This window comes from Kribbella orskensis (assembly GCF_004342085.1).
Classification (GTDB): Bacteria; Actinomycetota; Actinomycetes; order Propionibacteriales; family Kribbellaceae; genus Kribbella; species Kribbella orskensis.
The window spans coordinates 16,408-30,688 of sequence record NZ_SLWM01000010.1 but is presented as its reverse complement, the minus strand read 5'-3'; the positions used below and the strand labels follow the sequence as shown (position 1 = coordinate 30,688).

The 14,281-nt window shown below is 69.3% G+C and carries 15 protein-coding genes; 6 read left to right on the top strand and 9 right to left on the bottom strand.

From position 1 onward, the window contains the following. The first annotated feature begins 41 nt into the window (after nt 1–41). Entirely contained in the window at nt 42–1,400 is a 1,359-nt protein-coding gene (locus tag EV644_RS24935; protein WP_132191157.1) for a MinD/ParA family ATP-binding protein, read from the top strand. A 62-nt stretch (nt 1,401–1,462) separates the two neighbouring features. On the opposite strand, the gene EV644_RS24930 is transcribed toward EV644_RS24935, so the two are convergent. The 3 genes from EV644_RS24930 to EV644_RS24920 are packed head-to-tail and all read right to left on the bottom strand — an operon-like array spanning nt 1,463 to nt 3,851. Then, nucleotides 1,463–2,266: an ABC transporter permease gene (locus EV644_RS24930; protein ID WP_132191156.1), complete on the bottom strand. Its 804-nt coding sequence runs from the start codon at nt 2,264–2,266 to the stop codon at nt 1,463–1,465. Beyond that, nucleotides 2,263–2,916 carry a DedA family protein gene (locus EV644_RS24925; RefSeq protein WP_132191155.1) on the bottom strand — a complete coding sequence of 218 codons (654 nt, stop codon included), beginning with the start codon at nt 2,914–2,916 and terminating at the stop codon, nt 2,263–2,265. The genes EV644_RS24930 and EV644_RS24925 overlap by 4 nt, the downstream gene beginning before the upstream one ends. Further along, nucleotides 2,913–3,851: an ABC transporter ATP-binding protein gene (locus EV644_RS24920; protein ID WP_132191154.1), complete on the bottom strand. Its 939-nt coding sequence runs from the start codon at nt 3,849–3,851 to the stop codon at nt 2,913–2,915. Before EV644_RS24920 ends, EV644_RS24925 begins: the two co-directional genes overlap by 4 nt. Before the next feature lie 263 nt (nt 3,852–4,114). Here EV644_RS24920 and thrS point away from each other — a divergent pair, with 263 nt between their 5' ends. Both thrS and EV644_RS24910 read left to right on the top strand, forming a co-directional pair. After that, nucleotides 4,115–6,139, top strand: a complete 2,025-nt coding sequence (thrS, locus tag EV644_RS24915; protein WP_132191153.1) for a threonine--tRNA ligase — start codon at nt 4,115–4,117, stop codon at nt 6,137–6,139. Nucleotides 6,140–6,288: 149 nt separating this feature from the next. Continuing rightward, nucleotides 6,289–6,807 (top strand): HIT family protein, encoded by a 519-nt coding sequence (locus EV644_RS24910; RefSeq protein WP_132191343.1) that lies wholly within the window; start codon nt 6,289–6,291, stop codon nt 6,805–6,807. 60 nt (nt 6,808–6,867) lie between these two features. Here the strand turns inward: EV644_RS24910 and EV644_RS24905 are convergent, their stop codons facing one another. Together EV644_RS24905 and EV644_RS24900 are read right to left on the bottom strand one after the other, a co-directional pair. Then, complete coding sequence (locus EV644_RS24905) at nt 6,868–7,188, bottom strand: hypothetical protein (protein ID WP_132191152.1); 321 nt, start codon at nt 7,186–7,188, stop codon at nt 6,868–6,870. Nucleotides 7,189–7,210: 22 nt separating this feature from the next. Continuing rightward, nucleotides 7,211–8,371, bottom strand: coding sequence for a hypothetical protein (locus tag EV644_RS24900; protein ID WP_241998728.1), 1,161 nt, complete (start codon nt 8,369–8,371; stop codon nt 7,211–7,213). A gap of 130 nt (nt 8,372–8,501) precedes the next feature. On the opposite strand from EV644_RS24900, the gene pgsA reads away from it, so the two are divergent. Genes pgsA through EV644_RS24885 form a run of 3 tightly spaced genes read left to right on the top strand, consistent with a single transcriptional unit; the run spans nt 8,502 to nt 11,251 of the window. Next, on the top strand, nt 8,502–9,284 hold the full coding sequence (gene pgsA / locus EV644_RS24895; protein ID WP_369410523.1) for a phosphatidylinositol phosphate synthase: 783 nt from the start codon (nt 8,502–8,504) through the stop codon (nt 9,282–9,284). A 3-nt stretch (nt 9,285–9,287) separates the two neighbouring features. Further along, entirely contained in the window at nt 9,288–10,154 is an 867-nt protein-coding gene (locus EV644_RS24890) for a phosphatidylinositol mannoside acyltransferase (protein WP_132191151.1), read from the top strand. Then, nucleotides 10,154–11,251, top strand: coding sequence for a glycosyltransferase family 4 protein (locus EV644_RS24885; protein WP_132191150.1), 1,098 nt, complete (start codon nt 10,154–10,156; stop codon nt 11,249–11,251). The genes EV644_RS24890 and EV644_RS24885 overlap by 1 nt, the downstream gene beginning before the upstream one ends. Before the next feature lie 3 nt (nt 11,252–11,254). On the opposite strand, the gene EV644_RS24880 is transcribed toward EV644_RS24885, so the two are convergent. The 4 genes from EV644_RS24880 to EV644_RS24865 form a co-directional block, all read right to left on the bottom strand. Beyond that, entirely contained in the window at nt 11,255–11,488 is a 234-nt protein-coding gene (locus EV644_RS24880) for an anti-sigma factor family protein (protein ID WP_132191149.1), read from the bottom strand. Next, nucleotides 11,485–12,114 (bottom strand): RNA polymerase sigma factor, encoded by a 630-nt coding sequence (locus EV644_RS24875; RefSeq protein WP_132191148.1) that lies wholly within the window; start codon nt 12,112–12,114, stop codon nt 11,485–11,487. The genes EV644_RS24880 and EV644_RS24875 overlap by 4 nt, the downstream gene beginning before the upstream one ends. Before the next feature lie 92 nt (nt 12,115–12,206). Next, nucleotides 12,207–13,541: an MFS transporter gene (locus tag EV644_RS24870; protein ID WP_132191147.1), complete on the bottom strand. Its 1,335-nt coding sequence runs from the start codon at nt 13,539–13,541 to the stop codon at nt 12,207–12,209. 134 nt (nt 13,542–13,675) lie between these two features. Continuing rightward, nucleotides 13,676–14,080, bottom strand: a complete 405-nt coding sequence (locus EV644_RS24865) for an HIT family protein (RefSeq protein ID WP_132191146.1) — start codon at nt 14,078–14,080, stop codon at nt 13,676–13,678. Nucleotides 14,081–14,281 lie beyond the last annotated feature (201 nt).

The window sequence follows — 14,281 nt, the reverse complement described above, 5'->3', positions numbered from 1 at the left end:
GGCAGCCCCGCCCCCTCTCACAGAATCGGGGGATCTAGGTCGTGACCGACTCGCACAACTCCGGACAGCACAAGGACCGGGAAGCGGCGGCCGCCGAGGTCCGGAGGATGTGGCAGCCGACCCCGTCCTGGACCCAGCCGGATCCCAATGGCCAGCCTCCCGCGCCCAGTCACGCGGCGCCACCGCCGCCACCGCCGAGCAGCCGGGCCACGCACGACCCCGAGCCCGAAGAAGACCATGACGTCTCCGAGGAAGCTCAGCCTGACGCTCTGTCGGAGGACTTCCCCGATGACTCATGGTCACAGCCGGCTCCTGCCCAGCAGGCGGCCGCCGACCCGTGGATCCAAGAGGCTCCCGAGCCCGAGCGGGCCGAGTCGCACGGCACGGCGCAGCAGCTGTCGCCGGCCGCCCAGCACTTCTTCCCGCAGGGCATCCCGGGCCAGCATGCGCCGCAGCCCGACCGACAGGTGTCCTACCGAGCCGACGAGCTGCTGCAGGCCCTGCCGTTGCCTCGAGAAGCTCCGGCCGAGAAGGGTGTCCGCGGTGTCCTGCGGTTGCGCCCGGGCACGGCCGAGCGGCTCGAGAGGATCGCCCGGGCGACTGCGGCGACTGCCTTCCGGCGTCCGGTGACGATCACCATCGCCAACCCCAAGGGTGGTTCGGGCAAGACGCCGACCACGCTGCTGCTCGCCGGTGCGCTCGGTCAGGCCCGCGGTGGCGGGGTAGTGGCCTGGGACAACAACGAGCTGCGCGGCAACATGCACCTGCGCACACACGACACGAACAGCCGGTCCACCGTGACGGATCTGCTGCAGGCCATGCAGATGCTCACCCAGCCGGATGCCCGTCTCGGTGACGTCGGCGCGTACCTGCGGCACCAGGTCTCGGGTCAGTACGACGTGCTGACGTCGGCGACCACGACGTACGCGCAGATCGAGGCCAGGGACTTCGATCAGATCCACCGCCTGCTGAGCCGCTTCTACAAGGTGCTGGTGATCGACACCGGCAACAACGAGGGCTCCAGCAACTGGCGCGAGGCGATGAAGGCCTCGGACGTTCTGGTCATCCCGCTCAAGTGGAAGAGCCTGTCCTGCGCTGCCGCCGTGCAGATGCTGGAAGAGCTCGACCACCAGGGTCCGGACGCGCAGCGCTTGATCAGGCGTGCGGTGATCGCCGTGAGCAACGGTCCGGGCGATGTGAACAAGGAGGTCGAGAAGCAGCTCCGCCCGTACTTCGAGTCGCGGGCCGCCGCCGTCGTCGACATCCCGACCGATCCCCACATCGCCGCCGAGGGCCCGCTCGACCACCAGGCCCTGCTGCCCGCCACCCGTCGTGCGGCTCTGGAACTGGCCGCCAAGGTCGCCGAACAGGTGACCATCGCCCTGAACGTCCCTCGCTGACCTGGCGCACAAGTCCCCGGCCTCGACATCTCGAGGCCGGGGACTTCTTTGTGCGGCGAGGATCAGGCGTCGCGGCGTTGAAGGATCCTGAGGCCGAGGGCCAGTCCACCGACGGCCCAGGCGATGAGCACGATGAAGCTGAGCGTCGGGGACAGCAGGTCGGACGACCCGGACAGGAAGTTCTGGCCGGCTCCACCGGGGAGCAGCGCCGCCAGCCAGACCAGCGCGCGCAGACTGCTCTGCCCGAGCATCATCGGCAGCACCAGCAGCATCAGGAACGCCGCCGTCAGCGTTCCCGCCGTACTCCGGATGACGAACGCGATCCCGAGGGTGAACAAACCGCCGAGCGTGAGGTAGGCGGCGATCGAGACCAGGTCGACCACCAGCGTGACGAGGTCCCAGTCGGCCCATTCGTCCATCGCGAGTCCGCCGCTCACCGCCGCGATCGCCCCGAGCAGCAACCCGTAGGCGAACAACACCGGCCCGAGCACGACGGCTTTGCCGAGCACCACGTTCCGACGTACCGGGGTCCATTGCAGCGTGGAGCGGATGCTGCCGGTCGAGTACTCCGACGTCACCTGGAGTAGCGCGAAGGCCGCGACCACCACCTGCACGATGATCAGCGCGCTCACGCCGACACTGCCGACGGCAGTCTGCTCGGCAACGTGTCCTGGCCGGAGGTGGGTGTTGTCGTAGGCGGTGCTGAAGCCGAACTGCACTCCGAGCAACGCTGTCAGCAGAGCCGCTGCGACGATGTTCAGCCAGCTGGAGCGGATCGACCACACCTTGGTCCACTCCGACGCGATCGCCCCCGCGAGTCCGCCGTGGCTCGACCTCTGCCCGACCGTGATGGTTGCCGTGGTCATCTTTCTCCTGCCTTCATCAGTTCGGCCTCAGCCTCGAGCTGAGGTTCAGGGGTACGGCGTTTGCGGCGCTGGTGCCGGACGACCTCGACGATCAACGTCACGGTGAGCGCGAGACCGATGCCGAGCGCGACGCCCTTGAGCGGGTTGTCCTCGAACGCCTTGCCGCCGAGGTAGCCGACGAGGGAGCAGTAGAGGCCCCAGGAGATGGCCGCGAGTCCGGCGAAGAGGGAGAAGTTGCGCGCCGGGTAGCGAACCGCGCCCATCGTGAGCGTCACCGCGGTACGGCCGCCGGGGATGTAGCGGGCGACCACCAGGACGAGGCCGCCTCGTTCGGCGAGGGCCTTGCGGGCCCAGACGGTCATGGCGTGCCGCTTGGTTCCCGGCTCGAAGCGGTCGAGCAGGCGACCGCCCGCACCTCGGCCGAGTACGTAGGAGACGTGGTCCCCGACGAAGGCGCCGGCCGCGGCGATCGCGATCACGCCGTACAGGTTGGGCTCGCCCGTCGCGGCGAACACACCGGCCGTGACGACGAGGGTCTCGCTCGGGACCGCCGGGAAGAATCCGTCGAGCGCTGCGAACCCGAAGAGGGCGAGATAGACCCACCACGACGACATGAGTTCCTGGGTGAGGTGCAGGATCGCCTCGCTCATGAGGCTGCCGCCACGCCGTACTGGACGCTGTCCGCGGTGAGCTCCATGTACGCCTCTTCGAGCGACGGCCGCTCGGTGTAGAGCTCATGCAGCCGTACTCCGAGCTCGTGCGCGAGGTCGCCGACCCGCTCGGCCGATACCCCGGTCACGATCAGCTGGTCCGGACCGGGTGTGGCCGGCGCCGACACTGACTCGACCTGCTCGGCCTCCTCCGCAAGCCGCTCCCGCAGTACTGCGAGGTCGGCGCGCACGGGGACTCGTACGCGGACGGTGGTGCGGGACGAGCCGGCGATCACCTCCGCGATCGGGGCGTCGGCGATCAGCTTGCCGCGGCCGATCACCACGAGTTGGTCGGCGGTCAGCTGCATCTCACTCATCAGGTGACTCGACACGAACACCGTGCGCCCCTCCGCCGCCAGGGAGCGCATCAACTGACGGACCCAGCGGACGCCGTCGGGGTCGAGGCCGTTCACGGGCTCGTCGAACATCAGCACCTCGGGATCACCGAGCAGTGCGCCCGCGATGCCGAGCCGTTGACCCATGCCGAGGGAGAACTGGCCGGCCTTCTTCTGGCGGACCGTGTCCAGCCCGACGATCGCGAGCACCTCGCCGACCCGGCTGACGGGGATCCCGTTGCTGCGAGCCATCGCGATCAGGTGGTTACGCGCCGTCCTGCGCGGGTGGAGCGCCTTCGCGTCGAGCAGCGCTCCGACCTTGGCGAGCGGGACGGGCCACGCGGAGTACGGGCGTCCGTCGACGAGCGCGGAGCCCCCGGTCGGGGTGTCGAGGCCGAGGATCATCCGCATGGTGGTGGATTTGCCGGCGCCGTTCGGGCCGAGGAAGCCCGTCACCCGGCCGGGGGAGACGGTCAGGTCGAGCGCGTCGACGGCACGGGTCTCGCCGTAGCGCTTGCTGAGTCCTTCGAGGGTGATCACACGGAGCCTTCCTGGTTCGGAGCGTGACTACGAACCTAGGAATCCGCGCGGTGCGGCACATCGGACTTCCGGCGTCACCGACCCCCGACTTTCGTCAGGTTCTCCGTCCCTCCGGCGGACCAGTGATCAGGTTCGTCCGCGGGGCGGCGAGGCGGCTCGGGGGGTTGGCCTGTGGATGGGCCGGACCGGCGCCGGGGCCGAGTCGATACCATCTGCGGTGTGATGGCCCGCGCACGGCGGGTCGGCGTACTCGAGGAGTGAACGTGTCGGAAGTCAAGGTCCATCTGATCGGCGTCGAGGGCGAGGCTGAGCGGAGTGTGACCGAGACGACGACCGTCGGGGAGCTGTTCGCCGAGATCTTCGGTCAGGACCGATCCGCGATCGCCGCCAGGGTCAACGGAGAGCTGCGCGACCTGGCCCGGGTGGTGTCCGACGGCGACGAGATCGAGCCGGTGAAGGCATCGTCCCTGGACGGGCTGGCGATCATCCGGCACTCGACCGCGCACGTCCTCGCGCAGGCGGTGCAGGACCTGTTCCCCGACGCCAGGCTGGGCATCGGCCCGCCGGTCGAGAACGGCTTCTACTACGACTTCGATGTGGCGACTCCGTTCACCCCCGAGGACCTGACGAAGATCGAGAAGAAGATGCAGCAGATCATCAAGGAGCGGCAGCGGTTCAGCCGCCGGGTGGTCTCGGACGACGACGCCCGTGCGGAGCTGGCTTCCGAGCCGTACAAGCTCGAGCTGATCGGGATCAAGGGATCGGCCTCGGCTGACGCGGCGGAGGGCGCCTCGGTCGAGGTCGGCGCCGGTGAGCTGACGATCTACGACAACATCCGGCGCGACGACTCGGTCGCCTGGAAGGACCTGTGCCGCGGGCCGCACGTGCCCGCCACCGGGTATCTGGGCAGCTTCAAGCTGATGCGGGTCGCCGCGGCGTACTGGCGGGGGAGCGAGAAGAACCCGCAGCTGCAGCGGATCTACGGGACGGCCTGGGACACCCGCGACGCGCTGAAGGCGTACCTGACCCGGCTCGAGGAGGCCGCCAAGCGCGACCACCGCAAGCTCGGCACCGAGCTCGACCTGTTCAGCTTCCCCGACGAGATCGGCTCCGGCCTCGCGGTCTTCCACCCCAAGGGCGGCGTGCTCCGCAAGGTGATGGAGGACTACTCGCGCCAGCGCCACGTCGAGGACGGGTACGAGTTCGTCTACACCCCGCACATCACCAAGGCGCACCTGTTCGAGACCTCGGGCCACCTGGACTGGTACGCCGACGGCATGTACCCGCCCATGCACCTGGACGAGGAGCGCGGGCCGGACGGGGAGCTCCGCAAGCAGGGCCAGGACTACTACCTGAAGCCGATGAACTGCCCGATGCACAATCTGATCTTCGACGCGCGCGGTAGGTCTTATCGGGAGCTGCCGCTGCGGTTGTTCGAGTTCGGCACGGTGTACCGGCTGGAGAAGTCCGGCGTCATTCACGGCATGACCCGGGCCCGCGGCTTCACCCAGGACGACGCACACATCTACTGCACCCGCGAGCAGATGCGCGACGAGCTGCGCGACCTGCTCAACTTCGTGCTCGGCCTGCTCGCCGACTACGGGCTGGACGACTTCTACCTCGAGCTCTCCACCAAGAACCCGGACAAGTTCGTCGGGTCGGACGAGGTCTGGGAGGAGGCCACCGAGATCCTGCGCGAGGTGGCCGAGGGCTCAGGGCTGGAGCTCGTGCCGGATCCGGGCGGCGCGGCCTTCTACGGACCGAAGATCTCGGTGCAGACGCGCGACGCGATCGGCCGGACCTGGCAGATGTCGACGATCCAGCTGGACTTCAACCTGCCGGAGCGGTTCGAGCTGGAGTACACCGCGTCCGACGGCTCCCGGCAGCGTCCGGTGATGATCCACCGCGCACTGTTCGGCTCGATCGAGCGGTTCGTCGCGGTCCTGACCGAGCACTACGCCGGCGCCTTCCCGCCCTGGCTCGCGCCGGTCCAGGTGATCGGCATCCCGATCACCGACGGCCACGTGAACTACCTGTACGAGGTCGCCGCGCAGCTCAAGGCGCAGGGGATCCGGGTGGAGATCGACTCGTCCGACGACCGGATGCAGAAGAAGATCCGCAACGCCCAGAAGTCGAAGGTGCCGTACATGCTGATCGCCGGCGACGAGGACATGGCCGCCGGCTCGGTCTCCTTCCGCTACCGCGACGGCACCCAGAAGAACGGCATCCCGATCGCCGAAGCCGTCGCCGAGATCGTCGACACAGTCCAGAAGCGCGCCCAGGTATGACCGACCTCCCCGGCGACAACCCGCCCGGCCCGGGCGAATCTGCCGACGCAGGCAGTGCAGCCGGTGGTTCGGCGGGTGCGGCCGGCGGGGCGGGCTCGGCGTCGGCGGGTTCGCCGTACGAGCCGGAGGAACTGGTGCAGCAGGACGGGATGGGCGTGCCCGACCCGTTCCTGCGGCTCTGGACCCCACACCGGATGGCGTACATCGCCGGGGAGAACAAGCCGACCAGCACGTCATCGGGTGACGACTGCCCGTTCTGCCGGATCCCGAGCCTGCCCGACGCCGACGGCCTGATCGTCCACCGCGGCCCGGCGGCGTACGCAGTACTGAACCTGTACCCGTACAACCCGGGTCACCTGATGATCGTCCCGTACCGCCACGTCGCCGACTACACGGACCTCACCCCCGAGGAAGTCTCCGACGTAGCCACCCTCACGCGGCAGGCGATGCAGGCTGTACGGATCGCCTCAGCGGCCCACGGCTTCAACATCGGCATGAACCAGGGCGAAATAGCCGGCGCAGGCATAGCCGCGCACCTCCACCAACACGTAGTCCCCCGCTGGGGCGGCGACACCAACTTCATGCCCGTAGTAGCCCAAACCAAAGTCCTCCCCCAACTCCTGACAGACACCCGAGCCCTCCTCACCAAATCCTGGCCAACCCCCTAACCGAAGCCACCAACTGCTACCTCAACAACTAGTGCGGTCGGTCGTGGCTTCTTCAGGCAGCTAGACCTGCGGGCTGATGCGGGGTTTCTGGGCTGTGCGTTGCCAGCTGTCGTGCCAGTGGGTGCCGGCTTGGGTGCTGAGGCCGGCTGGCAGGGGAGCGGCCGGGCCGCGGGGGTCGACACCGCAGGCGGTGCAGGAGGCGTCGACCGGCCGGGGTGTTCCGCAGGTCGGTTGGGGCTGCGGGTTGGAGAGATTGGCGTCGACCAGGCGATGGAGCACGGTGACCAGCCGCTCCTCGGGATGACGCTGCGGATCGGGGCAGTAGGCAAGCGTCTGCTCGGTCAGCCAACGGTCGGCAAGAGTTGGTTGCCGTTGGCCCACAGCCCTTTGATGAAGCGGCGGGCTATCTGATGAACAGGGGAAGCATCGGCTCGACGATGTCCAGGAGGGTTTCCATCGGGACCACGCGGGCCGGGTTCGTCAGACCTGTCACGCGGACTACTCGGCGGCCTTTGCGGAAGACGAGTTCGCCCTGGTCGGGGAGGTAGTAGCCGGGGCTGCCGATCGGGGCCGGCTTGGCCGCGGGGGACTGCTTCGCCTCCGGGATGGTGTCCGTGTGGAAGGACTCGACGATCGAGACGGTCGCGTCGAAGGTCCCCCAGATGCAGGTCAGCGCCCCGTTCACCCGGTAGTCCCGCCGCAGTTGCACGAGCGCCCCGACGAACCGCTCGGCCGCCGAGGTGGACAGCTGGCACGCCGCATCAGACTGCCGCGAGTTGCGCACAGCCCTCGGTACTACGTCGCGCACGGCCCGGCTGATCGCAACGGCCTTGATCCGGTCGATGCCATCGGGATAGCCGAGGTTGATGCCGCCTGCCGAGCTGACCCGGACGACTCGGTCGTCCACAGGGAACACGACGCGCGAAGTACTGAGCCTTGCTTCGGGGCCGAGTTCGGGGAGGAGCTCGATCTGGCCGGAACCGGCGATCAGCCGATCCAGGGAGTCTGGCTCCTTGGGGAGTGCGGTGACGCCGACGACGACCGGGCGATCGTCGAGGACCAACGTGCACAGGTCGAGCACGGGCAGGCCGCCGTCGCTCCAGGAGTTCGGCTTGGCCCTGACGGTGAACCCGAGCTCCTTGCTCAGCCGGGCCGTCACCAGTGAACACACCTGCGGCCCGGGCGCTCCCGCAGTACCGTCCAGCCCTTCCGCCTGAGGAGGCGCCACCGCGGTAGGCATCACCGCGGGCGGCGCCGGCGGCGTCGGCCGAGCCTCGTTCGCCTTCCGCGCCACCGAACACCCCGCCACCAACGAAACCACCAGCACCCCACCCACCACCGTCCGAAACCCCGCGCGTGCCCACTCGAGGAGGGGCGGACGTCCAGCACTCATCAACTGCTGCCGGTTGGGGCTCACCAGGCGTAGCGAGCGGCGGCGGCCGCTGGAATCCGCGGGTTGGTGAGTGGTGGCGGTCCGGATGATCAGCCGACGGACGTTACTGGTGGCGGTCCGGTGGGCGAGCGCGGCGAGGTGGGGGCGGAGGGTGGTCCGGGGGGTGGTCATTGGACCTCCCTTCGGCGATGGGTAGACCGGATCGGTGAGGCCATGGTGCGGCACCGGCGGGGGCACGCGGAACCCTTCCGGGTGGCGCTGTCACCCGATGGTGACCCGGCTGGACTACGATCGCGTCGCCATGCTTAACAGATTCCGGCAGTTCTGGACCAAGGTGATCTCGCCGATCGCCAACCTCCTGCTCAGGCTCGGTGTGAGCGCCGACGCCGTCACGCTGGTCGGCACCATCGGCGTCTGCGCCGGTGCGCTGATCTTCTTCCCGCGCGGCCACATCTGGCTCGGCGTGGTCGTGATCACGTGCTTCGTCTTCTCCGACCTGATCGACGGCTACATGGCCCGTACCTCGGGCACGTCGTCGAAGTGGGGTTCCTACCTGGATTCCACCCTGGACCGCCTCGGCGACGGCGCGATCTTCGGCGGCCTCGTCCTGTACTACGCGGGCAGCGCGGGCGACACCCCGTGGATGGCGGCCGTGACGTTGTGGGCGCTGGTGATGGGCGCGACCACGTCGTACGCGCGGGCGAAGGCGGAGAGCCTCGGCCTGCACGCGAGCGGCGGTATCGCGGAACGCTCGGACCGGCTGGTTTCGGTGCTGGTCATCGGCTTCTTCTCCGACGTGCTGAACCTCCCGATCCTGCTGAAGATCGTGCTCTGCGCGCTCGCCGTCGCCAGCACCATCACGGTCGTCCAGCGCACCCTCTCCGTCCGCAAGCAGGTCCTCGCCGACCCCGCCAACGCCGGCCTCACCCCACCGTCCACCTCCGGTACGGCGACCCCCGGAGCGGCGACCCCGCCCACTTCGGAAACCCCGGGAGCGGGCACGACCGGCACGGGCACGACTGGGACCAGTACGACCGGGCCGGACTCATCGGGCGGGGCTGACCTACCGCCCGCCACGTCCTGAGTCGTGGAGGGTCTGCGGCAGCGGGCGGTTGATCTGGCGTTCGCGGCCGCCTGGGCGCTGGTACGACGGTTGCCGGAGCGGGTGGTCACGTGGATCTTCCAGCACGCGGCCGACTTCGTCGTACGGCGGAACGGGCGCGGGGTACAACGCCTGCGCTCCAACCTGGCGGTGGTCCGCCCGACGGCCAGCCCTGCCGAACTCGACGCGCTGACGCGAGCGGGCCTGCGGTCGTACCTGCGCTACTGGCAGGAGGCGTTCCGGCTGCCCGAGTGGGACGACGAGCGGATCGTCGGCCGGGTGCGGACGGTCAACGAGGAGGTACTGCGCGACGCCCACGGCGCGGGCAAGGGTGTGATCTGTGCCCTCCCACACCTGGCGAACTACGACCACGCGGGCGCCTGGGCGGGCCGGACCGGGATGCCGGTGTCGACCGTGGCGGAGCGACTGCGCCCCGAATCCTTGTTCGACCGATTCGTGGCCTATCGTGCGAAACTCGGCATGGAGGTGCTTCCACTCACCGGAAGCGACGAGCACGTGTTCGGAGTACTGGCAGAGCGGCTCCGGGCGGGCGGATTCGTCTGCCTGGTCGCGGACCGGGACCTGTCGGAGCGAGGCGTGCCGGTGAAGTTCTTCGACCGGCACTCCCGGATGCCGGCCGGCCCCGCGGCTCTCAGCGTCCGCACCGGAGCGCCGCTGATCCCCACCACGCTGCACTACGACGGTCCCGATCTGGTGATCACGTTCCATCAGCCGATCGATCGGGCCGGGGGACCGGCGCAGATGACGCAGCGCTGCGCCGACGCCTTCGCCCTGGGCATCGCGGAACACCCGCAGGACTGGCACATGCTGCAGCGAATCTTCCTGGACTGATGAAGATCGGCTTGGTCTGCCCGTACTCGCTGGGCACCCCCGGCGGGGTCCAGAACCACGTCCGCGACCTCGCCGAGGCACTGCTGGCCCGCGGCCACCAGGTCTCGGTCCTTGCCCCGGTCGACGACAACGAGGCCCCGCCGTACGTCGTTTCGGCCGGTCACGCCGTCGGGGTTCCCTACAACGGTTCGGTAGCCCGGGTGACGTTCGGGCCGCGGACGGCTGCTCGGGTGAGGTCCTGGCTCGCAGAAGGCGCCTTCGACGTGGTCCACGTGCACGAGCCGATGACCCCGAGTGCCTCGATCATCGCGCTGTGGGCGGGTGACGGGCCTTTCGTGGCGACCTTCCACACCTGGCAGGTCCGCTCGCGGGCGATGAGCGCCGCGGCCGGTCTCCTGCGACCTGCGCTCGAGAAGCTCGACGCGCGCATCGCCGTCTCGGAGAACGCGCGCTCGATGATGGTCCAGCACATCGGCGGCGAGGCTGTTGTGATCCCGAACGGCCTCTACACGAAGCGCTGCCAGTCCGGCCGGATCCGTCCGGAGTGGCAGGGCAACGACGGCACGATCAGCTTCCTCGGCCGGATGGACGAGCCGCGCAAGGGTCTCGGCGTACTGCTCTCCGCCGTGCCGCGACTGGTCGCCGAAAGGCCTGGTCTGAAGGTGCTCGTGGCAGGCACCGGTCAAGCGGACGACGCACGCCGGTCGTTGCCCTCGTCGTGCCGGGACAACGTACTGTTCCTGGGCGCGATCGACGATGCTGCGCGGGCGGACATGCTCGCCGGTTCAGACGTGTACGTCGCACCGCATCTGGGCGGCGAGAGCTTCGGCATCGTCCTGCTGGAAGCGATGGCCGCGGGCGCCCCGGTGCTCGCGAGCGACCTGGCAGCGTTCCGACAGGTGCTCGACGGTGGGCGGCTGGGGGAACTCTTCGAGCCCGGCAATGCGACGGCGCTCGCCGACCAGGCTCTGCGGCTTCTCGGCTCGATCGACGAGCGCGGCAAACTGCGTGCGGCAGGGCTCAGCGCAGTACTGCGGTATGACTGGGACGCCCTCATCGACGAGATCCTGGCCGTCTACGACCTGGTCGCGCGCTGAGAGTCAGGTCTGCGAGCGGAAGGCGTCGAGGAGGGCGGTGCGGGTGGTGGGGGAGATGGAGTCGGCCGGAAGCCCCTCGAGGGCCTGCACTGTCTGGCGGACCTGGTCGAGGTAGCGGTCGCAGCCATCGCACAGCGCGAGGTGGTCGATGAAGCTTTGCTCGGCGTCGGGGCCGAGGTCGCCCTCGAGGAAGGACGTCACCTGCTCGACGAACTGCTGGCAGTCGAGATCGTTCACGGGGTCGCCTCCTGGGTGTAGTACTCCTCCAGTTTGCCTCGGACGAACGCCCGGGCGCGGTGCAGCAGCACCCGCTGGTTCGCCGCCGAGATTTCGAGCAGCTCGCAGACCTCCTCGGCCGCGTAGCCCTCGACGTCGCGCAGCGTGATCACCAGCCGCTGCCGATCAGGCAGAGCAGCGAGCGCCTCGGCCAGCAACGCCCGTACTTCGGTGCCGAGCAGGCCTTGCTCCGGGTTCGGCCAGGCCGGCGGGAACTCCCACCAGTGGCCGGGATACGGATCTCCCGCCGGGCGGAACCGGGCCGGGTCCACCGTCGGCCCGGTGTCGTCCACGCTGCTCAGCGGTACGACGCGATGCTCGCGGGTGCCCCGGCGCTTGGCGGTGTTGGTGAGGATCCGGTAGACCCAGGTCTTCAGCGAGGACCGCCCCTCGAACCGCCCGATGCCCTCGATCACCGCGAGCCAGGTCTCCTGGACCACCTCGGCGGCGGACTCCTCGGTCGACACGAACGACCTCGCCAGCCGCAGCATGCCGCCGGACCAGCCGTCCAGGAGCAGCGCGAACGCGGTCTCGTCACCCTGTCGCAGCCGAGCGGTGAGCACCTCGTCCGGCGGGAGCCCCTCCATCGGCTCAGAGTAGTCACGGAGCGGGCCGTGCGCCGTGCAGGCTCGCAGTCCGTCGCTGCCGGTACGTCGGGTCGGCACGAGCAGGCCGCTCGTCATTTCCGGACCGGGCGGAGGACGACCCACAGCAGCGCGGCTCCGGCGAGCGCGGTGGCGGCGGTGATCATCCAGCCGGAGACGTAGACGCCGGACTGCTTGCTCACGGCACCGAAACCCAGCGCGAACGGCAGGAAGAGCATCCACGACACCGCGCTGATCCCGGAGGCGACGCCGGTCCGGATCGTCGACGGCACCGCGTCGTGCATGAGCTTGCTGACGTGGATCCCGGCGACCAGGACGAGCAGGGTGAGCAGGATCATCGCGATCGTCACCACCAGCAGGTTGTGGCTGGTGGTCAGCGTGAAGCAGGCGCCGAGCATCACGATCACGACGGCCACGACGGTGATCGGCCGGTCCAGCCGGAGCCTGCCCGCGAGCAGTCCGCCGAGGCCGAGTGTCGAGACCAGGCCGGCCCAGAACGGTCCGTAGAGCACCGCGGACGCAGAGAGCGCGATCAGCCAGAGCGGCCCGAACTCGAAGACCGTCTGCACGATCATCGCGGACATGATCGAGGCGGCCGCGATCGGGATCAGCCGGCCACGGTGCACGATCGCGCCGTACGTCGTCCTGAGGTGGTCCCACAGCGGAGAGCGCTCACTCGTTTCGTGCAGGCGCGGTTCGCGGAAGCGGCTGAGGACGATCAGCGAGACCACGATGAACGGCACGGTCAGGAAGTAGGTCAGGCGGGTCGACGTCGCGCCGGCGATCCAGCCGCCGGCCAACGCGCTGAGGACCAGGGCGACCGCCTCGATCGAGCGGACGCGGCCGATCTGGCGCTCGTACGCGTCGCTGCCGCCAGTCTCCTCGAGCACGGTGTCGTAGACGATCGCCTCGACCGTGCCGGAGTACATCGCGAAATAGATCCCGAGGATCAGCGCCGCCGCGATGTAGGTGATGACGTTGTGGCTGAAGCCGCCGATCAGGACGCTGACGAGCATCGCGAGACAGGCGGTCATCAGGACGCCGCGCCTCGACCAGCGATCCGCCAGCACGCCGGAGACGACCTCGACCAGCGGTACCAGCGCGGCGTACGCGGCGGCCATGATGCCGATGGTGGCGGCGTCGAAACCGATCTCGGTCATGAACAGCTTCTCGATCGGCACCCAGAAGCCGACCCCCTGCAGGAAGATCCCCACTTGCAACGGCAGCAACCGCCGCCCCAACGCCCGCCGTGCTCCGGCTGGCAGCGGGTGCCCGTTCCCGGTACCGCGAGCGTCGGTCTCGGGACAGTCGGTCTCGGGCCTGAGATCCGTCCCGCAGGTGGGCCCGGCGGCCGGGACAGCCGCGGTGGCGGTCTGCTCGCTGGCGGGTGCGGCTGTGGCGTTCGGCATGACAACCCCAGGTGCTCTCGGCGAAATCCTTCCGCCCCTGCAGTGTCACGAGCCCTCGCGGCGTTACACCGCCGAGCTCATTCCAGCGCTCCGGTCACTCCCGCGGCCCGGTCGCTCTCGGCGACGCGGCGCGATCAGCGGAGTTCGGCCGCGGTGGCGGTGATGGCGTCGGCGTCGCCCGAGGTGGGGTGCCAGGGGAGTCGGAGCGGGTCGTCCTTGTAGCGGGGGATGACGTGCAGGTGAGTGTGGAAGACGCTCTGCCAGGCGTCGGCGCCGATGCAGCTGAGCAGGTTCGCGCCGTCGGCGTCCAGGCGCTCGATCACGCGGCCGACCAGGGACTGGGCCAGCAGGGTCGCGGCGATCAGATCCTCGGGGGCGCTCTCCCGCAGATCCGTCGCGTGCTCGCGGGGAACAACCAGCAGGTGTCCGCGGGTGGCCGGGTTGATGTCCATGAAGGCGATCGCCCGCTCGTTCGAGGCGACCTGCTGCGACGGAATGGTGCCGGCCACGATCCCGCAGAACAGGCAGTTCTCAGTCATCACCCCACCCTAGTGCTCCCCCTCGCCCACCCTCCGCCACCTTCCACCGGCCCGCGCCATCCGTTGCGTCCGAAGAACTGAGGCCCCTGACCCACAGTTCTTCGGACGCAAGCGGTGGCAGAGCTGGGGATCGGGGCAGGCAGGGACAAGGGGGTGGGGGCTGGCCTACACTTCGCGGGCCGGACGAATCCGAGGGAGCCA